At 72.4% G+C, this 23,439-nt stretch carries 21 protein-coding genes; 17 read left to right on the forward strand and 4 right to left on the reverse strand.

Translation table 11 applies throughout. From position 1 onward, the window contains the following. Positions 1–30 precede the first annotated feature (30 nt). Entirely contained in the window at positions 31–1,026 is a 996-nt protein-coding gene (locus AB3M81_RS01725; RefSeq protein WP_412902183.1) for an AMP-binding protein, read from the forward strand. Positions 1,027–1,224: 198 nt separating this feature from the next. Here the strand turns inward: AB3M81_RS01725 and AB3M81_RS01730 are convergent, their stop codons facing one another. Then, positions 1,225–1,869 (reverse strand): SDR family oxidoreductase, encoded by a 645-nt coding sequence (locus tag AB3M81_RS01730; protein ID WP_412902184.1) that lies wholly within the window; start codon positions 1,867–1,869, stop codon positions 1,225–1,227. A gap of 92 nt (positions 1,870–1,961) precedes the next feature. Between AB3M81_RS01730 and AB3M81_RS01735 the strand changes: the two genes are divergently transcribed. From AB3M81_RS01735 to AB3M81_RS01750, 4 genes are read left to right on the forward strand one after another with little or no spacing between them, the layout of a single operon-like run. Then, the gene (locus AB3M81_RS01735) at positions 1,962–2,903 is read left to right on the forward strand and encodes an o-succinylbenzoate synthase (RefSeq protein ID WP_412902185.1); all 942 of its coding nucleotides are present in this window, start codon (positions 1,962–1,964) and stop codon (positions 2,901–2,903) included. A gap of 18 nt (positions 2,904–2,921) precedes the next feature. Further along, positions 2,922–4,469: a 2-succinyl-5-enolpyruvyl-6-hydroxy-3-cyclohexene-1-carboxylic-acid synthase gene (gene menD / locus AB3M81_RS01740; RefSeq protein WP_412902186.1), complete on the forward strand. Its 1,548-nt coding sequence runs from the start codon at positions 2,922–2,924 to the stop codon at positions 4,467–4,469. A 39-nt stretch (positions 4,470–4,508) separates the two neighbouring features. Continuing rightward, entirely contained in the window at positions 4,509–6,089 is a 1,581-nt protein-coding gene (locus AB3M81_RS01745; protein ID WP_412902187.1) for a GMC family oxidoreductase, read from the forward strand. 2 nt (positions 6,090–6,091) lie between these two features. Next, positions 6,092–7,618 carry an aldehyde dehydrogenase family protein gene (locus AB3M81_RS01750; RefSeq protein WP_412902188.1) on the forward strand — a complete coding sequence of 509 codons (1,527 nt, stop codon included), beginning with the start codon at positions 6,092–6,094 and terminating at the stop codon, positions 7,616–7,618. A 53-nt stretch (positions 7,619–7,671) separates the two neighbouring features. On the opposite strand, the gene AB3M81_RS01755 is transcribed toward AB3M81_RS01750, so the two are convergent. After that, positions 7,672–8,886, reverse strand: coding sequence for a hypothetical protein (locus tag AB3M81_RS01755; RefSeq protein WP_412902189.1), 1,215 nt, complete (start codon positions 8,884–8,886; stop codon positions 7,672–7,674). An 88-nt stretch (positions 8,887–8,974) separates the two neighbouring features. On the opposite strand from AB3M81_RS01755, the gene AB3M81_RS01760 reads away from it, so the two are divergent. Further along, positions 8,975–9,751, forward strand: a complete 777-nt coding sequence (locus AB3M81_RS01760; RefSeq protein WP_412902190.1) for an SGNH/GDSL hydrolase family protein — start codon at positions 8,975–8,977, stop codon at positions 9,749–9,751. Here the strand turns inward: AB3M81_RS01760 and AB3M81_RS01765 are convergent. Beyond that, positions 9,740–10,912, reverse strand: coding sequence for a winged helix DNA-binding domain-containing protein (locus AB3M81_RS01765; protein WP_412902191.1), 1,173 nt, complete (start codon positions 10,910–10,912; stop codon positions 9,740–9,742). The two genes, AB3M81_RS01760 and AB3M81_RS01765, sit on opposite strands and share 12 nt — an antisense overlap. Before the next feature lie 85 nt (positions 10,913–10,997). Here AB3M81_RS01765 and AB3M81_RS01770 point away from each other — a divergent pair, with 85 nt between their 5' ends. After that, a complete protein-coding gene (locus tag AB3M81_RS01770; protein ID WP_412902192.1) occupies positions 10,998–11,780 on the forward strand; it encodes a HipA family kinase in 783 nt (260 codons plus the stop codon). Further along, complete coding sequence (locus AB3M81_RS01775) at positions 11,777–12,157, forward strand: DUF3037 domain-containing protein (RefSeq protein WP_412902193.1); 381 nt, start codon at positions 11,777–11,779, stop codon at positions 12,155–12,157. The genes AB3M81_RS01770 and AB3M81_RS01775 overlap by 4 nt, the downstream gene beginning before the upstream one ends. A 1-nt stretch (position 12,158) precedes the next feature. Here AB3M81_RS01775 and AB3M81_RS01780 read toward each other — a convergent pair whose 3' ends face one another. Further along, complete coding sequence (locus AB3M81_RS01780) at positions 12,159–13,406, reverse strand: isochorismate synthase (RefSeq protein ID WP_412902194.1); 1,248 nt, start codon at positions 13,404–13,406, stop codon at positions 12,159–12,161. 320 nt (positions 13,407–13,726) lie between these two features. Between AB3M81_RS01780 and AB3M81_RS01785 the strand changes: the two genes are divergently transcribed. The 9 genes from AB3M81_RS01785 (at position 13,727) to nuoH (ending at position 23,439) form a co-directional block, all read left to right on the forward strand. Further along, a complete protein-coding gene (locus AB3M81_RS01785; protein ID WP_412902195.1) occupies positions 13,727–14,419 on the forward strand; it encodes a demethylmenaquinone methyltransferase in 693 nt (230 codons plus the stop codon). A 153-nt stretch (positions 14,420–14,572) separates the two neighbouring features. Next, the gene (locus AB3M81_RS01790; protein ID WP_412902196.1) at positions 14,573–14,932 is read left to right on the forward strand and encodes an NADH-quinone oxidoreductase subunit A; all 360 of its coding nucleotides are present in this window, start codon (positions 14,573–14,575) and stop codon (positions 14,930–14,932) included. Then, the gene (locus AB3M81_RS01795) at positions 14,932–15,486 is read left to right on the forward strand and encodes a NuoB/complex I 20 kDa subunit family protein (protein WP_412902197.1); all 555 of its coding nucleotides are present in this window, start codon (positions 14,932–14,934) and stop codon (positions 15,484–15,486) included. Before AB3M81_RS01790 ends, AB3M81_RS01795 begins: the two co-directional genes overlap by 1 nt. A 79-nt stretch (positions 15,487–15,565) precedes the next feature. Beyond that, entirely contained in the window at positions 15,566–16,279 is a 714-nt protein-coding gene (locus AB3M81_RS01800; protein WP_412902198.1) for an NADH-quinone oxidoreductase subunit C, read from the forward strand. Continuing rightward, complete coding sequence (locus AB3M81_RS01805) at positions 16,279–17,610, forward strand: NADH-quinone oxidoreductase subunit D (protein ID WP_412902199.1); 1,332 nt, start codon at positions 16,279–16,281, stop codon at positions 17,608–17,610. Before AB3M81_RS01800 ends, AB3M81_RS01805 begins: the two co-directional genes overlap by 1 nt. Positions 17,611–17,689: 79 nt before the next feature. Further along, a complete protein-coding gene (nuoE, locus tag AB3M81_RS01810) occupies positions 17,690–18,487 on the forward strand; it encodes an NADH-quinone oxidoreductase subunit NuoE (RefSeq protein WP_412902200.1) in 798 nt (265 codons plus the stop codon). Beyond that, positions 18,480–19,793, forward strand: coding sequence for an NADH-quinone oxidoreductase subunit NuoF (nuoF, locus tag AB3M81_RS01815; RefSeq protein WP_412902201.1), 1,314 nt, complete (start codon positions 18,480–18,482; stop codon positions 19,791–19,793). The genes nuoE and nuoF overlap by 8 nt, the downstream gene beginning before the upstream one ends. Then, positions 19,790–22,183: an NADH-quinone oxidoreductase subunit G gene (locus tag AB3M81_RS01820; protein ID WP_412902202.1), complete on the forward strand. Its 2,394-nt coding sequence runs from the start codon at positions 19,790–19,792 to the stop codon at positions 22,181–22,183. The genes nuoF and AB3M81_RS01820 overlap by 4 nt, the downstream gene beginning before the upstream one ends. After that, positions 22,180–23,439, forward strand: a complete 1,260-nt coding sequence (nuoH, locus tag AB3M81_RS01825; RefSeq protein ID WP_412902203.1) for an NADH-quinone oxidoreductase subunit NuoH — start codon at positions 22,180–22,182, stop codon at positions 23,437–23,439. Before AB3M81_RS01820 ends, nuoH begins: the two co-directional genes overlap by 4 nt.

Raw genomic sequence — 23,439 nt, forward strand, 5'->3', positions numbered from 1 at the left:
CCGCCCGTCGCGGCGGACTACCGTGGACGGGTGACCGCCTCGCTCGCCCCCGTCGCCGGCACCCCGCGCGAGATCCTCGCGCTGCTGAGGCGCTGGGTCGAGGACGGCGGCGACCCGCTCGTCATGCGCACGTCCGGCAGCACGGGCGAGCCGAAGTCGATCCGGCTGTCCCACGCCGCGGTCCTCGCCTCGGCCCACGCCGCGCTGGCGCGCCTCGGCGGGCCGGCCCAGTGGGTCTCCGCGCTCCCGGCCACCGGTGTCGGCGGCCTGCAGGTGCTCGTGCGGTCGATCGTCGCGGGCACCGAGCCGGTGTTCCTCGACGAGCACGGCGACCTCGAGGCGGCGGTCGCCGCGATGACGGGGGAGCGCCGCTACGCCTCGCTCGTGCCGACGCAGCTGTTCCGGCTCGTCGAGGCCGGCCGCGCCGGCGTCCTCGCGCCGCTCGACGCTGTCCTGCTGGGCGGGGCCGCCGCGCCCCGTGCCGTGCTGGAGCGGGCGGCCGAGGCGGGCGTCCGCATCGTGCGGACCTACGGGATGACCGAGACGTGCGGCGGCTGCGTCTACGACGGCGTGCCGCTCGACGGGGTGCGCCTGCGGATCGAGGACGACGGGCGCGTGGCCCTTGCGGGACCGGTGCTGGCCGACGGCATGGGGGAGTGGCTCGTCACGAACGACCTCGGCCGGATCGATGACGGTCGCCTGCGCGTGCTCGGACGGGCGGACCAGGTGGCCGTGAGCGGCGGCGTGAACGTGCCGCTCGCGGCCGTGGAGTCGACGCTGCGCGACGAGCCCGGCGTGCTGGACGTCGTCGTGGTCGCGCAGGAGGACGCCGAGTGGGGGCAGCGCGTCGTCGCGTTCGTCGTGGGCGACCTCGACCGCGACCGGGCCGCGGCGGCGATCGAGGTGGCCGGTCACCCCCGGGCCTGGACCCCGAGGGCCGTGCACGTGCTCGACGCGCTGCCGCTGCTGCCCAACGGCAAGCCCGACCGGCGGGCGCTGGGCCGGGGTGACGGTTTCCCCGGTTAAGTAGGAGAACCCGCACTGAACGAGGTTCGCGAACCACGCTCAGTGACAGGGAACCGCGCGAAGTGGTGTCCGTCAGCGCACGGAGGGACGAGATCGAGCTCTCCGGGGTGGCGGCGCGACTTCGCGAGGTTTCCCGTCACTTCGCGAGGTTCGCGATCCTCGCGAAGTGACAGGAAACCTACTGAACCGGGGAAACCGTCAACCGCGGAGCGCCTCGGCGACAGGAGTGTCGCCGCCGATGACCTCGATCGTCCGCCCGATCGTGGAGTCGTCCGACAGGGCTGCGGCGATCACGGCCGCGACGTCGGCTCGCGGGATCTCGCCGTAGCCGGTGTCCTCGCCGGCCGTGACGCGGCCGGTGCCCTCGTCGTCGGTCAGCCGGCCGGGCCGGATGATCGTCCAGTCCAGCGAGCTGGCGCGCAGCGCCTCGTCGGCCTCGCGCTTGGCCTTCACGTAGGCCACCCAGGACTCGCCCATGTCGGGGTCGGGGTCCTGCTCGACGCCCATGGCCGAGACCTGGACGAAGCGGCGGATGCCCAGCTGCTCCGCCGCCTGGATGGACTTCAGCGAGCCCTCGAGGTCGACGGTCCGCTTGCGCTCGACGTTGCCGTCCGCACCGCCCCCGGCGGCGAACACGACCGCGGCGCAGTCGGTGAACACGGTCGCGAAGTCCTCGACCGAGGCCGACTCGATGTCGAGCGGACGCGTCGCCGCGCCGGGCAGGTCCGCGGCCTGGTCGGGGTCGCGGATGAGCGCGACCGGGACGTCGCCGCGATCGGTGAGGTGCGGGATGAGGAGGCGGGCGACCTGGCCGTGGCCGCCGACGATGGCGATGTCGGACATACCGACCACGGTAGGCGCGATGCCGGGGCCCCGCCTCCCGCCGGAAGGGCCGAACTGGAACTCCAGCGCCCGGGCATGGATACTCTCGTGCCGTGGACTTCCGCACCTACTCGATCCCGATGCGCACCCGGTTCCGGGGACTCGAGAACCGCCAGGGCATGCTCGCGCACGGGCCTGCCGGGTGGGCGGAATTCAGCCCGTTCCCCGAGTACGACCACCTCGCGTCCCTGCCCTGGCTGCAGGCCGCGATGGAGGCGGCGTGCAAGCCGTTCCCCGAGCCCGTCCGCGACCGCGTGCCGATCAACGGCATCGTCCCGGCCGTCGGCGGCGGCGAGAACGCGGCGCGCATCGCGGTCGAGAGCGGCTGCGCCACGATCAAGCTCAAGGTCGCCGAGAAGGGCGAGACGCTCGAGCAGGACATCGAGCGCGTCGCCGCGATCCGCGACGCCCTGCCGCACGCCCTGATCCGCGTCGACGCGAACGGCGCGTGGGGCGTGAAGGACGCGGTCAAGGCCATCAAGAAGCTCGACCAGGTCGCCGGGGGCCTCGAGTACGTCGAGCAGCCGTGCGCCACGGTCGAGGACCTCGCGCACGTCCGCAAGAAGGTCGACGTGCCGATCGCCGCGGACGAGTCGATCCGCCGCGCCGCCGACCCGTTCCGCGTGCGTGACCTCGACGCCGCCGACATCGCGATCCTCAAGGTGCAGCCGCTCGGCGGCGTGCGCGCGTGCCTGCGCATCGCCGAGCAGATCGGCATGCCGGTCACCGTGTCGAGCGCGGTCGAGACGTCGATCGGCCTCGCCGCCAGCGTCGCGCTCGCCGCCGCGCTGCCCGAGCTGAAGTACGCGTGCGGCATCGGCACGGCGCACCTGCTGACGGCCGACGTCGTGGCGGAGTCGCTCAAGCCCGTCGGGGGCTGCCTGCTGGTCACGCGCCCCGACCTCGACGAGGACGCCTACGCGCGCGTCGCGGCCCCGCCGGAGGTCGACGAGCGGTGGCAGGCGCGGCTGAAGCACGTCCAGGAAGTCCTGTGAGCCGGCCCCGGGGGACCCATGAGTGAGCAGCTCCGTGCCGTCGACATCGCGCGGCGGCTCGTCACCGCGCTGCTCGCGCAGGAGGTGACCGACGCGGTCATCTCGCCCGGGTCCCGCTCGGGGCCGCTCGCCCTGGCGCTGCACGCCGCGGACGACCAGGGGCTCATCCGCCTGCACGTGCGCGTCGACGAGCGCGAGGCCGGCTTCCTGGCGCTCGGCCTCGCGAAGGCGTCGGGCCGGCTCACGCCCGTCGTCACCACGTCGGGCACGGCCGTCGCGAACCTGCACCCGGCGCTGCTGGAGGCGCTGCACTCGCGCATCCCCGTGCTGGCGATCACGGCCGACCGCCCCGCGCGGCTGCGCGGCACGGGCGCCAACCAGACCACCACCCAGCCGGGCATGTTCCCCGGCGTCACCCAGACCGACCGCATCACGGGGCTGGCCGGCGCCGTCCGCGAGACGCGCGGGCCGATCCACCTCAACATCGAGCTCGACGAGCCGCTCGTCGAGTCGGTCTCGTGGGACTTCCCGCAGAACTCGTGGTCCATGAGCCGGCCCGAGTCCGGCGTGGTCCACACGATCGACGACGGTCCCCGCACGATCGTGGTGGCCGGCGACGACGCCGACCCGGGCCTGGCGGCCGTCGCGAAGCAGGCGGGCTGGCCGATCATCGCGGAGCCGTCCTCCGGCCTGCGCGGGGCGCCCACCTCGATCGCGTGCGGGCGCGTCGTGCTGGGCAGCCGGATGATCGAGCGGATCGAGCGGATCGTCTCGGCGGGCCACCCGACGCTCTCGCGGCCCGTCACGAACCTGCTGACCCGCACGAACCTGCCGATCGTCCACGTCGGCGACGCCTCGACGTTCCCCGGCGTCGCGGGGGCCAACGTCACGTTCGCCGACCACGTGGCGGTGCGCTCGCCGTCCCCGGACCCCGAGTGGCTGCGCAGCTGGATCCAGGCGGGCGACCGGATCCAGAACGCGCTGCTGGACGCCGAGCAGCTCACCGTCGCGCGCGACGTGTGGGAGGCCGCGGGCCGGGGACTGCTCGTGCTCGGCTCGTCCAACGTGATCCGCGACGTCGACCTCGTCGCTCCCGTCCGGACCCCCGCGCCGCGCGTGCTGGCCAACCGGGGCCTGGCGGGCATCGACGGCACGATCTCGACCGCCGTCGGCGCGGCCTTGGGCCACTACGGCCGCGCGATCGCGCTGATGGGCGACCTGACGTTCCTGCACGGCGCCAACGGCCTGCTCATGGGCCCGATCGAGCCGTGCCCCGACCTGACGATCGTCGTGCTCAACGACGACGGCGGCGGCATCTTCCACACGCTCGAGCAGGGCGCGCCCGAGTACGCGACCGCGTTCGAGCGGGTCTTCGGCACGCCGACCCGCACCGCGATCGACGCGCTGTGCGCCGCGCACGGCGTGCGCCACCGGCTCGTCGAGGTCGACCAGCTCTCGGCGTACCTGTCGCGCGCGCCGGTCGGGCTCGAGGTGCTCGAGGTCCGCGTGCCGCGCGCGGGCCGTCGCGCGCTGCAGTCGGTTGTCTCGGGTCTCGCCGCCGTCTAAGGTGTGGCCAGCGTCACACCGGCGCGGGCGGGAGTGCACATGGCCGACGAGGCGTTCGACCACATCATCATCGGGGCGGGCAGCGCGGGAGGCGTGCTGGCCGCCCGGCTGACCGAGGACCGTGATCGGCGCGTCCTGCTGCTCGAGGCAGGACCCGTCGACGCCGACGACATGATCAAGATCCCGGCCGGCTTCAGCCAGCTGTTCAAGACCCGCTGGGACTGGAACTACGAGACGAGCGCGCAGAAGCACCTCGGCGGGCGCCGGGCCTACTGGCCGCGCGGCAAGACCCTCGGCGGCAGCTCCTCGATCAACGCGATGATCTACATCCGCGGCAACCGTGCCGACTACGACGAGTGGCGCGACGCCTTCGGCGCGACGGGATGGGGCTACGAGGACGTCCTGCCGTACTTCATCAAGTCCGAGGCCAACCGCCGCCTCGCAGGCCCGTACCACGGCACGCAGGGTCCGCTCATCGTCGAGGACCGCCGGTTCACCCACGAGCTGACGTCGGCGTTCGTCGAGTCGGCCGTGGCCGCCGGGCTCAAGCGCAACGACGACTTCAACGGCGCCCAGCAGGAGGGCGCCGGCGTCTACCAGGTGACGCACCGCCGGGGCGAGCGCTGGTCCGTCGCCGACGCGTACATCCGGCCCGCGATGCAGCGGCCGAACCTCACGGTGCGCACCGATGCGCTGGTGACCCGGATCATCGTCGAGAACGGCCGCGCCACGGGTGTCGCCTACCGCCAGTACGGCGAGGAGCACGTGGTGCGTGCCGAGGGCGAGGTGCTGCTCTCCGGCGGCGCCATCAACAGCCCGCAGCTGCTCATGCTCTCGGGCATCGGGCCGGCCGCCCACCTGCGCGAGGTGGGCATCGACGTCGTCGTGGACTCGCCCGGCGTGGGCCAGAACCTGCAGGACCACCCGGTCGCGGGGACGCTCGTCTACACGCGCAACACGACCGACCTCGCCGAAGCCGTCACGATGGGCAACATGCTGCGCTGGCAGGCGACGCGCACGGGCCCGCTCGTGTCGAACATCGGCGAGGGCGGGGCGTTCTACGCCTCGCGTGACGACCTGGACCTGCCCGACATCCAGATCCACGTCGCGCCCAGCGGGTTCTACGACAACGGACTTCACGAGCCCGTGCGCCGCTCGGTCACGGTGGCACCGACGCTCGTCAACGTGCAGAGCCGCGGCCACATCCGGCTCCGCTCGGCCGACCCGACGTGGCACCCCGAGATCGACCCGGCCTACTTCGACGACCCGGCCGACCTCGACGCGATGCTGGGCGGCTACCGCCGCATGCTCGACATGATCTGGCAGGGGCCCATGGCGCGCCTGCTCGACGAGCCGTGGGAGCCGGCCGTCCGCAATCCGACCGACGACCAGATCCTCGACGTCGTCCAGCGTCTCGCGCAGACGCTCTACCACCCGACGTCCACGTGCTCGATGGGTACCGTGGAGGGCAGCGTCGTCGACCCCGAGCTGCGGGTCCACGGCGTCGAGGGCCTGCGGGTCGTCGACGCCTCCGTCATGCCGCGCGTGCCGCGCGGCAACACCAACGCCCCCACCATCATGATCGCCGAGAAGGCCGCCGATCTCATTCGAGGAGCATGACCATGACCGCCACGATCGAACCGGACGTCCAGGCGTCCGAGGCGCCGCAGCCGACCTTCGACTCGCTCAACCCGGCGACGGGCGACGTCGTCGGGACGCACCCCATCGACGACAAGGCGCGCGTCGACGCGGCGGTCGCCGCCGCCCGCGAGGCGTCCGCGTGGTGGCGCGAGCTCGGCTTCGACGGCCGCAAGGAGTACCTGCTGCAGTGGCGCAGCGTGCTGACCCGGCGCCTGCAGCAGCTCGCCGACCTCATGCACCGCGAGGGCGGCAAGCCGCACGGCGACGCGCTGCTCGAGGCGGGCCTGGCGATCGACCACATCGCGTGGGCCGCCAAGCACGCCGGCAAGGTGCTCGGCCGCCACAAGGTGGGTGCGGGCCTGCTGATGTCGAACCAAGCCGCGTACGTCGAGTACCACCCGTTGGGCGTCATCGGCGTCATCGGGCCGTGGAACTACCCGGTCTTCACGCCGGTCGGCTCGATCGCCTACTCGCTCGCGGCGGGCAACGCGGTCGTGTTCAAGCCCAGCGAGTACACGCCGGGCGTCGGCCGCTTCCTCGTCGACACGTTCACCGAGGTGGTCCACGGCCGTCCCGTCCTCAACCTCGTGACGGGCCTGGGCGAGACCGGCAACCACCTGTGCACCGCGGCCGTCGACAAGATCGCGTTCACCGGCTCCTCGGCCACGGGCAAGAAGGTCATGGCGGCCTGCGCCGAGAACCTCACGCCCGTCGTGATCGAGGCCGGCGGCAAGGACTCGCTCATCGTCGACGAGGACGCCGACCTCAAGGACGCGGCCGAGGCGGCCCTGTGGGCGGGCATGTCGAACGCCGGCCAGACGTGCATCGGCACCGAGCGCGTCTACGTGCACGAGCGGGTGTTCCAGCCGTTCATGGAGGAGCTGCTCAAGCAGGCCGAGGGCATCCGTCCCGGCTACGACGACGGCGGCGTCTACGGCCCGTCGACGATGCCGAAGCAGCTGCCGATCATCAAGAGCCACATCGAGGACGCGATCGCGAAGGGCGGCACGCCGGTCCTCGGCGGCCTCGACTCCGTCGGCGACAAGTACGTCCAGCCCACGATCATCACGAACGTCCCCGAGGACTCGCTCGCGGTGACCGAGGAGACGTTCGGGCCGACCCTCGTGGTCAACCCGGTCAAGGACATGGACGAGGCCGTCGAGCTCACGAACGCGACGAAGTACGGGCTCGCCGGCGCCGTGTTCGGCAAGAGGAACGCGATGGACATCGCCAGCCGCGTGCGCTCGGGCATGACCTCGATCAACTCGGTCATCTCGTTCGCGGCGATCCCCGGCCTGCCGTTCGGCGGCGTCGGCGACTCGGGCTTCGGCCGCATCCACGGGCCCGACGGCCTGCGCGAGTTCACGTACCCCAAGGCGATCACGCGCCAGCGCATGAAGGCGCCTCTCATGCTGCAGTCGCTGCGCCGCGACCGCAGGACCGAGGACCGCTTCGCGAAGCTCCTCACGGTCATGCACGGCGGCACCAGCACGCTGCCGAGGAAGTAGGCGCACACGACACGAGCCCGGCGATCGCTCGCCGGGCTCGTGTCGTTCCTGCCTCACTTCCGGACGCGGAAGCTCCTCTTCGCCGCGGGACCGTAGCCCTTGCTGTTCTTCGCCTGGACGAAGACGGTGTTCACGCCCCGGCGCAGGGCCGAGCGCTTCACCATCAGCGAGCGCCGCGTCGGGCCGACGACGCGCTTGACGAGCGTCGCGTTGCCCTTCCTGACGACGATCCGGTAGCCGGTGATCCGCGCGCCGCCGTTGGAGGCGGGGGCCTTCCAGCCGATCTTGCGGACCTTGGCCGCCGGCGTGCCGCCGACCTTGACCGCGCGCGGCTTGCCGGGCGCCCTCACGAACAGGTTCCCGAACACCGAGTACGAGGCGTTGAGGTAGTCCGTGACGGCGAACCGCCCGCCGTCGAGGACCGCGAGGCCGGTCGCCCAGCCCAGGCCCGTCGCGGGACCCCCGACGACCTTCAGCGGGGCGCCGGCGCCGTCCGCGCCGGGTGCGTAGACGCGGATCGTGGCCGGCGAGAGCGAGGTGGCGTACACGCGTCCCGCCGCGTCGGTGTCGATGCCGTTCGTCTCCGTCGCGGGGAAGGCGTTCGCGATCGACTGCAGCGGCGTGGCGCCGCCGTCGGCCGAGCGGGTGTAGGCGCGCAGGGTCGTGCCGCTGGGCACCCACACGCGCGGACCCGAGACGGTGATGGACTGGCCGCTGCCGATGCCGGTCACGGTCCGCTCGGCCGGCGCGGGCGACCCGGTCGCCGACGGCGCGTAGACGAGGTACGAGTTCGCCTTGCGCACGTAGATCTCGCCGCCGGCGACGTCGATGCCGTACGCGGTGCCCGGGCCCGTCCCGAACGTCTTGACCGGGGCGACGTTGCCGTTCGCGCCCGGTGCGAACACGCGCACGGTGCCGGACAGCTCCGAGACGTAGAGGAACCCGTTGCCGTCGAGCGCCACGTCGCGCGGCGAGGCCAGGCCGGTCGCGGCCCCGCTGATCCGGCGTACGGGCGCCGAGGGCCCCGAGGCGTCCTTCGCGTGGACGACGATCGCGTTGTTGTTCTGCGAGGCGACGTAGACGCGGCCCGCAGCGTCGTGGTCGACGCCGATCGGTCCGCTCATCTCGCCCTTGACGGTCCGCGACGGCGCCATGTCGACGTTGTCGGCCTGCGCGGGCGCGGCCGTCGTCGCGATCAGGCCGGCGACGAGCGCGCCGGTCGTCCCGAGGGCGAGCCCCCGGGCTGAGGTCTTCGTGAGGGTGGTCATGTCGGTCTCCAATCTGGCTGGGAGCGTCGCTCCCATGGCCGTGATGAGCCCCCGTCGGACCGCTTGAGACGGCGCGTAACCTCGGATGGTGACTTTCGCGCGATACGTGGCCCTGGGCGACTCGTTCACCGAAGGCGTCGGCGACGCCGACCCGGACCTGCCGAACGGCGTGCGCGGCTGGGCCGACCGCTTCGCCGCCGCGCTCGACCGCGCGCAGGGCGGCGGCCTGTCGTACGCGAACCTCGCGATCCGGGGGCGCAAGCTGCGCCCGATCATCGCCGAGCAGCTCGAGCCGGCCCTGGCGCTGCGGCCCGACCTCGTCACGATCTACGCCGGCGCGAACGACATCATGCGTCCCAAGGTCGACCTCGGCGACCTGCTCGCCGAGTACGACCGCGCCATCGAGCGGCTGACCGCCTCGGGCGCGCGCGTCGTGATGTTCACCCCCGCGGACCCGGGCGGCTCGCGCGTGTACGCGCCGGTGCGCCGTCGCTTCGAGCGGTACCGCGACGCCGTCCGCGCGATCGCGCAGCGCCACGGCGCGACGCTGGTCGACTACTGGAACCTGACCGACTACCGCGACGCGCGGCTGTGGGACACCGACCGGATGCACATGTCGCCGGCGGGCCACCAGCGCATGGCCATCGCGGTGCTCGACGCCCTGGGCGTGCAGCACGACCTCGAGCCGCTCGTGCTGGCCGACCCGGCGCCGATGACGCTCGCCGAGCGCGTGCGCGCGCAGGTCCAGTGGGCCGTGGAGTACCTCGGCCCGTGGATCAAGCGACGCGTGACGGGCCGCTCCAGCGGTGACGGCCTCGACCCGCGGTACCGCGAGCTGACGCCGCTGGGCACGTCAGGCGCGTAGCTCCTTCTCCACCGCCGTCCAGCGCCGCGCGCGCACCTTGACGACGGTGCCGTCGAGCAGCTTCTCGAGCCGCGCCGCGCGCTCGGCGATCGCGTCGGTCGCCTCGCGCCCGACGTCGGTGAACAGCCGCGTGGCGACGGTGCCGTCGTCGCGGATCGCCCAGCCGCCGACGATGCGGCCGTCGTGCCAGATCGTGGGGCCCGCGTTGCCGACGTCGTCGAAGACCCGCTCGGCGTGCGGGCCGAGGTACCAGCCGCGGTGCCGCCAGCCCATCGTCGTGGGATCCAGCGCCGGCAGGAGGGCCACCCACGGCGCCGGCTCGGGCGTGGGGGCGAGGTCGTCGGCGAGCACGAGCCCTGTGCCCTCCTCGAGCTCGACCTCGGCCGTGTCCACTGTGGCCAGCGCGGCACGCGTGTGGCCCTTCGTCCAGCCGGTCCACCACTGCAGGTCCTCGGGCAGGGCGGGGCCGAAACGCTCCAGCCAGCGGCGTGCCACACGCGCCCGCGCCTCGGCCTCGTCCGGCTGCGCGACGGGCGTGGGCAGCCACGTGCCGCGCGCGGCCCACCGGTAGCGGTACGAGTTCCACGCGCCCTCGGGTCGTGTGCGCACGACACTGCCCTCGACCGACATGACGGTGAGCAGGCGGCTGGCGAGCGACTGCTGCGTCGCGTACTTCGAGCCCGTGCCGATGTCGACGCGCGTGGCCAGCAGCGGGTCCGCCGCCTGCAGGTCGGCGCTGCTGAACTCGCCCAGCCGTTCGGCCGCGGCCAGCACGGCGGCGTGCCCCTGCTCCAGCACGGTCTCGGCGTCGTCGATCCCGGACGCCCGCAGGAGGCCGAGCAGCTTGCGCCGCTCGGGCCCGGCGACCGAGTGCCGGACGGTGGCCGCGAACTCGTCGAACCGGTCGGCGGGAACGGCGAAGACCGTGCGCCGCATCGCCAGGATGCGCACGACCGAGCGGTCGACGTAGAGCGCGCGCTCGACCTCGGCGATGTCGGGGCGCTCGAGCCGCGCCAGGACGCTGAGCGTCATCGCGGCGGGGTCGGTGCTGTGCAGCGCGACGACGGACGCCGTGACGTCCTCGGTCGTGGTCGCCGGTGCGGCGAGGGCGTGGCGGACGCCCAGGCGGCGGCGCCGCTCGGCCGCGTCGAACGAGGTCATGGCCCGACCCTAGGGGCGGCCGCCGACACCCGGCGGACCGACGTGGCGCGCGGGCGGCCGGGACGGTTCGGCCATGATGGGGGCCATGGGTGACGAGACGAGCGCCGCGCTGCCGCGCGTCCGGGTGATCAGGTACGTCACCCCGCTGCGCGAGGGCGGCAGCCTGCCCGGCGTCGTCGAGGCCGACGACCTCGGCACCTACGTGTGCAAGTTCTCCGGTGCGGGCCAGGGCGTCCGCGTGCTGGTCGCCGAGGTCATCGTGAGCGGCCTGGCGGCCCGGCTGGGACTGCGCACGCCGCGGCTCGTCGGCCTCGAGCTCGACGCGGCGATCGCCCGCTACGAGGCGGACGAGGAGGTGCAGGACCTGCTCACGGCGAGCGTCGGGCTCAACCTCGGCGTCGACTACCTGCCCGGCTCCTTCGGCTTCGACGGCGACGTCGCCGCCGACGCGGCCGAGCTCGCCACGATCCTGTGGCTCGACGCGTTCTGCGCCAACGTCGACCGGAGCTGGCGCAATCCCAACCTGCTGGTCTGGCACGGCGACGTGTGGGTCATCGACCACGGCGCCTCCCTCTACTTCCATCACGCCTGGAGCGGTGGCGTGACCGACCCCGCGCGGTTCGCCGCCCAGCCGTGGGACGTCTCGGACCACGTGCTGCGCGCGTACGTCCCGTACGTCGCGGACGCCGACCGCCGTGCCCGTGAGGTCCTGTCGCGCGACGTGTTCGAGCAGGTCGTGGCGCAGGTGCCGGACGCCTGGCTCACCACGACGCCCGGCGCGACGCCGCAGTCCCTGCGCGCGGCGTACGTCGACTTCCTCACGGCGCGACTGGGCACCGGTGCCTGGCTCCCGGAGGTGGCCCGATGAGCTCGTACGCCTACCAGTACGTCGTCCTGCGCTGCGTGCCCCGCCCCGAGCGCGAGGAGTTCGTCAACGTCGGCGTCGTCCTCTACAGCCAGGAGGCCGAGTTCCTCGCCGTCGCGTGGGACGTCGACCGCGAGCGGATCGCGGCGTTCGCGCCCGGCCTCGACCTCGACCGGGTGTGCGCCGCTCTGGACTTCGTCGACGGCGTCTGCGCGGGCGACGCGCGTGGCGGCGAGGCGGCGACCCGCTCGGCCGGCCAGCGCTTCGGCTTCCTCAAGGCGCCGAAGTCGACCGTCGTGCAGCCCGGCCCCGTGCACGGGGGAGTGGCCGAGGACCCGGCGGCCGAGCTCGAGCGCCTGCGCTCCCTGCTGGTGGGCTGAGTCAGCGCAGCGCGTCGCGCACGGGGATGAGCTTGGCGTCGGCCTCGGCCAGCTCGTCGGCGGGGGAGGAGTCGGCCACGATGCCGCAGCCGGCGTACATGCGGGCGGTGCGGCCGTCCTTGCACAGCTGCGCCGAGCGCAGGCCGATGCCCCACTCGCCGTCGCCCGAGGCGCCGATCCAGCCGACGGGCCCGGCGTAGCGGCCGCGGTCGAGCTCCTCGATCTCGGCGATGAGGCGGACCGCCTCGGCCGTCGGGGTGCCGCCGACCGCGGCGGACGGGTGCAGCGAGGCGACGAGCGACAGCGCGCCCGCCTCCTCGCGCAGCACGCCGGTGACGTCGGTCGCCAGGTGCATGACGTTGGGCAGGTGCAGCACGAACGGCGCCTCGGGCACGTTCATGCCGGTGCAGTGCGGCGCGAGCGCGTCGGCGACCGAGCGCACGGCGTACTCGTGCTCCTCGAGGTCCTTGCTGGAGCGCGCCAGCGACGCGGCCAGGCCGAGGTCGCGGGCGTCGTCGCCCGTGCGGCGGATCGTGCCGGCCAGGACGCGCGAGGTCACCAGCCCACCCTGGAGCCGCACGAGCATCTCGGGGGTGGAGCCGAAGAACCCGTCCACGTGGAACGTCCAGCAGCTGGGGTAGCCGGCGGCGAGGCGCGACAACGGCGACCGGACGTCGAGGGCCTCGTCGAACCGGGCCTCGACGGAGCGGGCCAGCACGACCTTGTCGAGGGCGCCGGCCTGGATGCGGCGGACGGCGCGGTCGACCGTCTGCGACCACGCGGCGCGACGCTCGGGGTCGTCGGCGACGCGGGTGCCGGCGGGCGCGGCGGGGGAGCGGTGCTCGAGGTCGGGCGCGGGCGCGAGCGTGCGGCCGATCGTGGTGATCCAGCTGCGGCCGTCGCGGCGGCCCACGATGACCTCGGGGACGACGATCGTGGAGCCCGTGCCGCCGGCGAACGTGAAGCTGCCGAACGCGACGAGGCCACTGCCGGGCAGCCGGATCTCGTCGCGGACGACGGCGGAGTCGACGGTCTCGGCCCACCAGTCGTCGGCGGCCTCGAAGCGGTCGTCGCCGTCCGGGCTGAACGTCGCGGCGCGGCCCCAGCCGACGATGCCGTCGCCGCCGTGGACCCAGGCCAGCGCGTCGGGCGTGGGCGGCAGCAGGGTGAGCAGGTCGCCCGGGTCGTCGATCGCGCGGGACCGGACGACGAGCGGTTCTGACCGTCCGTCGGTCGCCAGCGTGCTCACCCGATCCACCCTACTCGGGGCGTGCCGAGCGGTCCGGGCTGCTGTCGGTTTCCCCGGTTGAGTAGGTTCCCCATCACTTCGCGAGGGTTGCGGACCTCGTGAAGTGACAGGAAACCTCGCTCGGTGGCGAAGTCGGGGTCCGCGTGCGTCTCCCGGGCCCGTCCCGACCGCGAGGAGGCGAGTGAGGCCGACTGAACGAGGTTCTCTGCCACTTCACGAACATCGCAACCCTCGCGAAGTGCCAGAGAACCTACTTAACCGGGGAAACCGTCACTGACCACGCGCGCAGCGGGCGAGGGCGGGCGTGAGAAGGTGGCCAGATGAGAGCTGGGCTGGACAAGGATCCTCGCGACGTCGCGCGCATGTTCGACACGGTCGCCGAGCGGTACGACCTGACGAACGACGTCCTCTCCCTCGGCCAGGACCGCCGCTGGCGCAAGCGCGTCGTCGAGACCGTCGCCCCGCAGCGCGGCGAGCGCATCCTCGACCTCGCGGCCGGCACCGGCACGTCCAGCGCGCCGTTCGCGGACGCGGGCGCGTTCGTCGTCCCGTGCGACTTCTCGATCGGCATGCTCGAGGTCGGCAAGCGCCAGTACCCCGGCTTGAGCTTCACCGCCGGCGACGGCATGCGGCTGCCGTTCGCGGACGCCTCCTTCGACGCCGTGACGATCTCGTTCGGCCTGCGGAACATCCACGATCCGCTCCAGGGCCTGCGCGAGCTGCTCCGCGTGACCCGCCCGGGTGGCAGGGTCGTCGTGTGCGAGTTCTCGACCCCCACGTGGAAGCCCTTCGAGACGGTGTACTCCAACTACCTCATGCGAGCCCTGCCGGCGATCGCGCGGCGCACGTCCTCCAACCCGGAGTCGTACGTGTACCTGGCCGAGTCGATCCGCTCGTGGCCCGACCAGCGCGGCCTCGCGGTCCGCATGGCCGAGGCCGGCTGGGGCCCGGTCACATGGCAGAACCTCACGGGCGGGATCGTGGCGCTGCACCGCGCCGAGCGACCCGCCTGACCCGCACGGCCCGCCACTGGGCTCATGTGATCCACGCCACACCGACACTTAGTGTGCCCTTAGTCACACCTCCGCTCGCGGGGGTTTTAGAGTGAGCACAGTTGACCGTGTGAAGATCTTCACAAGGTTCTCCCGAGCGTGGCCGGAGGTGCCGTGAACGAGTACATCCCGATCCTGGTGCTGGGTGCACTGGCGTTCGCGTTCGCGATCTTCAGCGTCGGCATCGCGCCCTTCACCGGCCCCGCGCGCTACAACCGCGCCAAGATGGACCGCTACGAGTCGGGCATCGAGCCCAGTCCGCTGCCCGAGGGCGGCGGCAAGGTGTCCATCAAGTACTTCTTCACGGCGATGATGTTCATCGTCTTCGACATCGAGATCGTGTTCCTGTTCCCGTTCGCCGTGGCCTTCGACGAGCTGAGCTGGTTCGCGTTCTTCGCCGTCATGCTCTTCCTGCTCAACATCACGATCGCGTACGTCTACGAGTGGCGGCGCGGTGGAATGGACTGGACCTGATGGGCCTCGAGGAAAAGCTCCCCAGTGGCGTCCTGCTCTCGACCGTCGAGGGCCTGGCCGGCTACTTCCGCAAGGCGTCGTTCTGGCCGGCCACGTTCGGCCTGGCGTGCTGCGCCATCGAGATGATGACGTTCGGCGCGCCGCGCTACGACTCCGGCCGCTTCGGCATGGAGGTCTTCCGGCCCTCGCCGCGCCAGGCGGACCTCATGATCGTCGCCGGCCGCGTGAGCCAGAAGATGGCGCCCGTCCTGCGCCAGATCTACGACCAGATGCCCGGACCGAAGTGGGTCCTGGCGATGGGCGTGTGCGCCAGCTCGGGCGGCATGTTCAACAACTACGCGGTCGTCCAGGGCGTCGACCACGTCGTGCCGGTCGACATGTACCTGCCGGGCTGCCCGCCGCGCCCCGAGATGCTGATCGACGCGATCTTCAAGCTGCGCGACTCCATCCAGCACACCCAGCTGGGCGCCGACCGCAACGCCGAGATCCGCGAGCAGGAGGCCGCCGCGCTGGCCGCCCTGCCCACCTCCGCGCAGAAGGGACTCCTGCGGTGAGCGAGCGCCAGCGAGTGAACGATTCGGTGTCACGCATCGCGACACCGTCCTACCGTGCTTCCTCCACGGCGGTGGCGCGATGAGCGACACGACCCAGGACGGCTCGCACGAGACGCGCGCGGACCTGCTGAGGTCCGACGCGACCGAGCTCGAGGTCATCGAGGTCCGCGAGGGCGCGTTCGGCGTCCACGGCACCGGCGACACGAGCGGCTTCGGCGGCCTGCGCCGCCCGGTCGTCATGCCCGGCGCCAGCACCCCGCCCTACGGCGGCTGGTTCGACGAGGTCGCCGAGCGCATCGCCGGCGGCGAGGGCCTGGCCGACGCGATCGAGAAGGTCGTCGTGCACCGCGGCGAGATCACGTTCTTCATCCGCCGCGAGCTGCTGCTGCCGACGGCGCGGCACCTGCGCGACGACCCGGCGTTGCGCTTCGAGTTCTTCAGCGGCGTCAGCGGCGTGCACTACCCGAGCGAGACCGGTCGCGAGCTGCACGCGGTCTACCACCTGCTCTCGATGACCCACAACCGCCGGATCCGCCTCGAGGTCACGTGCCCCGACGCCGATCCCCACGTCCCGAGCGTCGTCAGCGTCTACCCGACGGCCGACTGGCACGAGCGCGAGACGTGGGACATGTTCGGCCTCGTCTTCGACGGCCACCCGCACCTGACGCGCATCCTCATGCCCGACGACTGGCAGGGCCACCCGCAGCGCAAGGACTACCCGCTGGGCGGCGTGGACGTCGAGTTCAAGGGCGGGTTCATCCCGGCGCCCGACAGCCGAAGGAGCTACTCCTGATGGTCACCACCGATCCGTACGCGGGCACCTCCGAGTCCACCTCGGGCCAGGTCTTCAACGTCACCGGTGGCGACTGGGACACGATCTCGGCCGACACGCTCGAGGGCGACCGCCTCGTCATCAACATGGGCCCGCAGCACCCGTCCACGCACGGCGTGCTGCGCCTCATCCTCGAGATCGACGGCGAGCAGGTCCACGACGCCCGCGCGGGCATCGGCTACCTGCACACCGGCATCGAGAAGAACATGGAGTTCCGCAACTTCACGCAGGGCGTCACCTTCTGCACCCGCATGGACTACGTCGCCCCGTTCTCCAACGAGGCCACGTACGTCGGCGCCGTCGAGCGGCTGCTGGGCATCGAGGACCAGATCTCCGAGCGCACGCAGGTCATCCGCGTCCTCATGCTCGAGCTCAACCGCATCTCCAGCCACCTCATCGCCATCGCGACGGGTGGCATGGAGATCGGCGCGCTCACGGTCATGACGTGCGGCTTCCGCGACCGCGAGGAGATCCTCAAGGCGTTCGAGGCGATCACGGGCCTGCGCATGAACCACGCGTACTTCCGGCCCGGCGGCGTCGCGCAGGACCTGCCCGACGGCGCGGTCGCGCAGCTGCGCGACCTCGTCGCCCTGCTCAAGAAGCGGCTGCCCGAGTACGCCGCGCTGTGCAACGCCAACCCGATCTTCAAGGGCCGCCTCAAGAACGTCGGCCACCTCGACCTCGCGGGCGTCATGGCGCTGGGCATCACGGGCCCGATCCTGCGCTCCACCGGCATGGACTGGGACCTGCGCCGGACGCAGCCGTACTGGGGCTACGACACGTACGAGTTCGACGTCGTCACGCGCGACGAGCCCGACGCGTACGGCCGGTTCATGATCCGCCAGGACGAGATGTGGCAGTCGCTGCGGATCGTCGAGCAGTGCATCGACCGGCTCGAGGCCACCGAGGGCCAGCCGGTCATGGTCGAGGACCGGAAGATCGCCTGGCCGGCGCAGCTGTCGATCGGCTCCGACGGCCAGGGCAACTCGCCGCAGCACATCGCCCACATCATGGGCGAGTCGATGGAGGCGCTGATCCACCACTTCAAGCTCGTCACCGAGGGCTTCCGGGTCCCGGCGGGGCAGGCGTACTTCCCGATCGAGTCGCCCAAGGGCGAGATCGGCTGCCACCTGGTGTCCGACGGCGGCACGCGCCCGTACCGCGCGCACTTCCGCGATCCCTCGTTCGTGAATCTGCAGGGCGTCTCGGCGATGAGCGAGGGCGGCATGCTCTCGGACGTCATCGTCGCCGTGGCCTCCATCGACCCAGTCATGGGCGGGGTGGATCGCTGATGCTGTCGAGCGTGAACGCCCGTGATGCCCGAGGCACAAGAACCATGGTCGGGGCCAGTGGTGAGGGGAGTGGTCGATCGTGACCGAGCAGGTGGCTGAGCTGTCGGAGGAGACGTTGGCCGAGCTGCGCGAGCTGGCGGGCCGGTACCCGCAGTCGCGCAGCGCGCTGCTGCCGATGCTGCACCTCGTGCAGTCGGTGCAGGGCCGCGTCACGAACGAGGGCATCGCCGCGTGCGGCGAGATCCTCGGCCTGACCGAGGCCGAGGTCAGCGCCGTCGCGACGTTCTACACGATGTACAAGCGCCGCCCGATGGGCACGCACCACGTCGGCGTCTGCACCAACACGCTGTGCGCCGTGATGGGTGGCGACGAGATCTTCGAGCGGCTCAGCGGCCACCTCGACGTCGGCAACGACGAGACGAGCGAGGACGGCCGGATCACGCTCGAGCGCGTCGAGTGCAACGCGGCCTGCGACTTCGCCCCGGTGATGATGGTCAACTGGGAGTTCTTCGACAACCAGACCCCCGAGTCGGCCGTCGACGTCGTCGACCGCCTGCGCGCGGGCGAGACGGTCCAGTCCACGCGCGGCGCCACGATCACGTCGTGGCGCGAGGCCGAGCGGGTCATCGCCGGCTTCGAGGACGGGCGCGTCGACGAGGGGCCCGCCGCAGCGGGCGCCTCCCTCGCCGGCCTGGGCATCGCCCACGAGCGCGGCTGGAAGGCGCCGCCGCTGGACGCCTCGGGGCCCGAGTCCGGACCGCAGACCGAGAGCGGAGCGGCCGCCGAGGCCGACACGCGCCGCGCCGAGACCGAGACCGTGATCGAGCAGTCGCCCACGGACGTGCGCAGCGAGGAGACGGAGGGCACCGATGACTGACCTGCTGACGCCGGTCCTCACCGCGAACTGGGCCGACGACCGCGCCTGGACGCTGGACGCCTACACGGCGCGCGGCGGCTACCGGGCGCTGGACAAGGCGCTGACGATGGAGCCCGACGCGATCATCGAGGAGGTCAAGGACGCCGGCCTGCGCGGTCGTGGCGGCGCCGGCTTCCCGACCGGCATGAAGTGGGGCTTCATCCCGCAGGACAACCCCAACCCGAAGTACCTCGTGGTCAACGCCGACGAGTCCGAGCCGGGCACCTGCAAGGACATCCCGCTCATGATGGCCAACCCGCACGTGCTCGTCGAGGGCGTCATCATCGCCTCCCGCGCGATCCGCGCCCACACCGCGTTCATCTACGTGCGCGGCGAGGTGCTGCACGTCATCCGCCGCCTGCGCGCCGCCGTGCGCGAGGCGTACGCGGCCGGTCACCTTGGCCGCGACATCCACGGCAGCGGCTACGACCTGGACCTCATCGTCCACGCCGGCGCCGGCGCGTACATCTGCGGCGAGGAGACGGCGCTGCTGGACTCGCTCGAGGGCCGCCGCGGCCAGCCGCGGCTGCGCCCGCCGTTTCCGGCCGTGGCGGGCCTCTACGCCTCGCCCACGGTGGTCAACAACGTCGAGTCCGTGGCGTCGGTCCCGGGCATCATCGCCGGCGGCGCCGACTGGTTCGCCTCGATGGGCACCGAGAAGTCCAAGGGGCACGGCATCTTCAGCCTCTCGGGCCACGTCGCGAAGCCGGGCCAGTACGAGGCGCCGCTGGGCATCACGCTGCGCGAGCTGCTTGAGCTCGGCGGCGGCATGCGCCCGGGCTCGGAACTGAAGTTCTGGACCCCGGGCGGCTCCTCGACGCCGCTGCTGACGGCCGAGCACCTCGACGTGCCGCTCGACTTCGAGGGCGTCTCGGGCGTGGGCTCGATGCTGGGCACGCGCGCGCTGCAGGTCTTCGACCAGACCACGTCGGTCGTGCGCTGCGTCCTGCGCTGGACCGAGTTCTACAAGCACGAGTCGTGCGGCAAGTGCACCCCGTGCCGCGAGGGCACGTGGTGGCTCACCCAGACCCTGCGCCGGCTCGACGCGGGTCAGGGCCAGCCGGGCGACATCGAGCTGCTGCTGGACCTGTGCGACAACATCCTGGGCCGCGCGTTCTGCGCGCTCGGCGACGGCGCCACCAGCCCCATCACGTCGGCCATCCAGTACTTCCGCGAGGAGTTCGAGGCCGGCATGACCACGCCGAGCAGCGAGCTGTTCCCGCCCTCGGCGTCCACCCTGTTCGCGAAGGAGGGTGTCCGGGCATGACGGTCACCGAGTCGAACGCCACCGAGGCCACGCCCGTCGAGCTCGTCACCCTGACGATCGACGACGTCGAGGTCAGCGTCCCGAAGGGCACGTTGGTGATCCGCGCCGCCGAGCTCATCGGCACCGAGATCCCGCGGTTCTGCGACCACCCGCTGCTCGCGCCCGTCGGCGCCTGCCGCCAGTGCCTCGTCGAGGTGCCGGACGCGGGCAACGGCCGCGGCATGCCCAAGCCGCAGGCCTCGTGCACCCTCGAGGTCGCGCCGGGCATGGTCGTGCGCACGCACGTGACCTCGCCCGTCGCCGAGAAGGCCCAGGAGGGCATCCTCGAGTTCCTGCTGGCGAACCACCCGCTCGACTGCCCCGTGTGCGACAAGGGCGGCGAGTGCCCGCTGCAGAACCAGTCGCTCTCGCACGGCGCCTCCGAGTCCCGCTTCGTCGAGACCAAGCGGCTGTTCCCCAAGCCGCTGCCGCTGTCGAGCCAGGTCCTGCTCGACCGCGAGCGCTGCGTCCTGTGTCAGCGCTGCACGCGGTTCCAGGCCGAGATCGCCGGCGACCCGTTCATCGCGCTGCTCGAACGCGGCGCGTCGCAGCAGATCGGCATCGCCGAGGACGCCACGTTCGGCTCGTACTTCAGCGGCAACACGATCCAGATCTGCCCCGTGGGCGCGCTGACCAGCGCCGACTACCGGTTCCGGTCGCGCCCGTTCGACCTCATCAGCGTCCCGTCGGTGACCGAGCACGACGCCTCCGGCGCCGCGATCCGCGTCGACCACCGTCGCGGCAAGGTCATGCGCCGGCTCGCCGGGGACGACCCCGAGGTCAACGAGGAGTGGATCACCGACAAGGACCGCTTCGCGTTCACCTGGTCGCGCCAGCCCGACCGCCTCACCGCGCCGCTCGTGCGCAACGCGGCCACGGGCGAGCTCGAGCCCACGTCGTGGCCCGGCGCGCTCGCCGTCGCCGCCCGCGGCCTGGCCGCCGCGGCCGGCAAGGGCGTGCTGACCGGCGGTCGCCTGACGCTCGAGGACGCCTACGCGTACGCCAAGTTCGCGCGCGTCGCCCTCGGCACCAACAACGTCGACTTCCGCGCCCGTGCCACCTCCAAGGAGGAGACCGAGTTCCTCGCGGCCAAGGTCGCCGGCACGCCGGTCACGGTCACCTACAGCGATCTCGAGCGCGCCTCCACGGTCGTGCTCGTCGGGCTGGAGCCCGAGGACGAGATCGGCACGCTGTTCCTGCGCCTGCGCAAGGCCAGCCGCAAGGGCGTCAAGGTCGTCGCGCTGGGCACGCACACCACGCGCGGGCTGGCCAAGATGAACGGCACGCTCGTGCCGACGGTCCCGGGCGGCGAGCCCGAGGCCCTCGCCGAGCTCGCGCTCGAGCCCGCCGCGGTCATCCTCGCCGGCGAGCGCCTCGCCACGATCCCCGGCGCGCTCTCGGCCGTCGCCGCCAAGGCCGCCGAGACCGGTGCCCGGCTCGCCTGGGTCCCGCGTCGTGCGGGCGACCGGGGCGCACTCGAGGCGGGCTGCCTGCCCACGCTGCTGCCCGGCGGCCGCCCGGTCGCCTCGGCCGAGGCCCGCGCGGACATCGCGGCGGCCTGGGGCGTCGCGAGCCTGCCGGACGCCCCCGGACTCGACACCGACGCGATCCTGGCCGCGGCCGCCAGCGGCGAGCTCGGCGCCCTCGTCGTCGCCGGCGTGGACCTCGACGACCTGGCCGACCCGGCGAAGGCGCGCGATGCGCTGCGCTCGGTCGAGTTCCTGGTCAGCCTCGAGGTCCGCGAGTCCGCCGTGACGGCGCTCGCCGACGTGGTGCTGCCCGTCGCGCCGCCGGTCGAGAAGGCCGGCACGTTCGTGAACTGGGAGGGCCGCCACCGCCCGTTCGACAAGGTGCTGTTCGAGTCGCCCGCACTCACCGACGTGCGGGTGCTGGCCGGCATCGCCGAGGAGCTCGGCCGCCCGATCGACGTGCGCACCACGGAGGACGCCCGCGCCGAGTTCCGCGAGCTGGGTCCGTGGGACGGCAAGCGGGCCACGCTCCGCGCCCGCAAGCCCGCCGCGCCCCGCGCCGCCGCGAAGAAGGTCGTGCTCGACACCTGGAAGCTGCTCGTCGACGACGGCCGCCTGCAGGACGGCCAGCCCGCCTACAGCGCGACCGCCCGCGAGCCCGTCCTGCGCGCCAGCGAGGCCACGCTGCTGGCGGCCGGCGCGCAGCCCGGCGGCCCGGTCACGCTGACGGGCCCGTCCGGCTCGGCCACGTTCGTCGCCGAGGCGGCGTTCATGCCTGACGGCGTCGTGTGGGCGCCCACGAACTCCGGCGTCCACCTGGGCGCCGCGCTCGGCGTCGGCCACGGCGGCCGGGTCAGCCTGTCGGGAGGGGAGGGCGCATGAGCCTCGACGAGCTGTTCGGCAACGATCCCTGGTGGGTCGTCGCGCTGAAGGCGCTGCTGATCTTCGTCTTCCTGGTCCTCTACACGCTGTTCAACATCTGGTTCGAGCGCCGCGTCGTGGCCCGCATGCAGCACCGCATCGGCCCCAACGTGAACGGCCCGTTCGGCCTGCTGCAGAGCCTCGCGGACGGCGTGAAGCTCGGCCTCAAGGAGGAGATCTTCCCCAAGGCCGCCGACAAGGTCGTCTATTACGTCGCACCGATCATCGCGGTGGTCCCGTCGTTCCTGGCCTGGGCCGTCATCCCGTTCGGCCCGGTCGTGAACTTCTTCGGCGAGGAGACCCCGCTGCAGCTGACCGACCTGCCGGTCGCGGTGCTGTACGTCCTGGCCGTCACGTCGATCGGCGTCTACGGCATCGTGCTGGCGGGCTGGTCCTCCGGCTCGATCTACGCCCTGCTGGGCGGCCTGCGCTCCAGCGCCCAGGTGATCTCGTACGAGGTCGCGATGGGCCTGTCGCTCGTCGCGGTGTTCATCTACGCCGGCTCGATGTCGACGTCCGAGATCGTCGCGGCGCAGGAGGACGTCTGGTTCTTCATCCCGCTGCTGCCGTCGTTCATCATCTACGTCATCGCGATGGTCGGCGAGACCAACCGCGCCCCCTTCGACCTGCCCGAGGCCGAGGGCGAGCTGGTGGGCGGCTTCCACACCGAGTACTCGTCGTTCAAGTTCGCGATGTTCTTCCTGGCCGAGTACATCAACATGGTCACCGTCTCGGCGCTCGCCACCACGATGTTCCTCGGCGGCTGGCGCGCGCCGTTCGGCATCGCCCAGGTCTGGGAGGGCGCGAACGAGGGCTACTGGCCCGTCCTGTGGTTCTTCCTCAAGACGCTCGGCTTCATCTTCATGTACGTCTGGCTGCGCGGAACCCTGCCGCGCATGCGCTACGACCAGTTCATGCACTTCGGCTGGAAGTGGCTCATCCCGATCGCGCTGGGCTGGGTGGTCGCGCTCGCGTTCATCCGCAAGGCGCAGGTCGAGGGCGTCCTCGACCAGAGCGCGATGATCATCGCCGCGGCGATCGCCGGTGCGTTCCTCGTCGCGACGTTCCTGGTGCCGTCGCGCTCGGAGGACGAGGAGCCCTACGAGCAGGAGCCGGCCGAGTTCGACGCGTTCGCCGGGGGCTACCCGGTCCCGCCGCTGCCGTCGCAGCGCGCGGCCGCCACGACCACCTCGCAACCCACGGATGGGGGAGAGTGA

The sequence above is a fragment of the Aeromicrobium jepli genome (genome assembly GCF_047246605.1).
Taxonomy (GTDB): Bacteria; Actinomycetota; Actinomycetes; order Propionibacteriales; family Nocardioidaceae; genus Aeromicrobium.

What these genes read in the sequence shown, in the direction of transcription:
- AB3M81_RS01730 (WP_412902184.1), bottom strand. Translation starts at nt 1,869, where the DNA reads ATGTCCGACATCGCCATCGTCGGCGGCCACGGCCAGGTCGCCCGCCTC.
- menD (WP_412902186.1), top strand. Translation starts at nt 2,922, where the DNA reads ATGAGTGAGCAGCTCCGTGCCGTCGACATCGCGCGGCGGCTCGTCACC.
- AB3M81_RS01745 (WP_412902187.1), top strand. Translation starts at nt 4,509, where the DNA reads ATGGCCGACGAGGCGTTCGACCACATCATCATCGGGGCGGGCAGCGCG.
- AB3M81_RS01750 (WP_412902188.1), top strand. Translation starts at nt 6,092, where the DNA reads ATGACCGCCACGATCGAACCGGACGTCCAGGCGTCCGAGGCGCCGCAG.
- AB3M81_RS01755 (WP_412902189.1), bottom strand. Translation starts at nt 8,886, where the DNA reads ATGACCACCCTCACGAAGACCTCAGCCCGGGGGCTCGCCCTCGGGACG.
- AB3M81_RS01765 (WP_412902191.1), bottom strand. Translation starts at nt 10,912, where the DNA reads ATGACCTCGTTCGACGCGGCCGAGCGGCGCCGCCGCCTGGGCGTCCGC.
- AB3M81_RS01770 (WP_412902192.1), top strand. Translation starts at nt 10,998, where the DNA reads ATGGGTGACGAGACGAGCGCCGCGCTGCCGCGCGTCCGGGTGATCAGG.
- AB3M81_RS01775 (WP_412902193.1), top strand. Translation starts at nt 11,777, where the DNA reads ATGAGCTCGTACGCCTACCAGTACGTCGTCCTGCGCTGCGTGCCCCGC.
- AB3M81_RS01785 (WP_412902195.1), top strand. Translation starts at nt 13,727, where the DNA reads ATGAGAGCTGGGCTGGACAAGGATCCTCGCGACGTCGCGCGCATGTTC.
- AB3M81_RS01795 (WP_412902197.1), top strand. Translation starts at nt 14,932, where the DNA reads ATGGGCCTCGAGGAAAAGCTCCCCAGTGGCGTCCTGCTCTCGACCGTC.
- AB3M81_RS01800 (WP_412902198.1), top strand. Translation starts at nt 15,566, where the DNA reads ATGAGCGACACGACCCAGGACGGCTCGCACGAGACGCGCGCGGACCTG.
- AB3M81_RS01805 (WP_412902199.1), top strand. Translation starts at nt 16,279, where the DNA reads ATGGTCACCACCGATCCGTACGCGGGCACCTCCGAGTCCACCTCGGGC.
- nuoF (WP_412902201.1), top strand. Translation starts at nt 18,480, where the DNA reads ATGACTGACCTGCTGACGCCGGTCCTCACCGCGAACTGGGCCGACGAC.
- AB3M81_RS01820 (WP_412902202.1), top strand. Translation starts at nt 19,790, where the DNA reads ATGACGGTCACCGAGTCGAACGCCACCGAGGCCACGCCCGTCGAGCTC.
- nuoH (WP_412902203.1), top strand. Translation starts at nt 22,180, where the DNA reads ATGAGCCTCGACGAGCTGTTCGGCAACGATCCCTGGTGGGTCGTCGCG.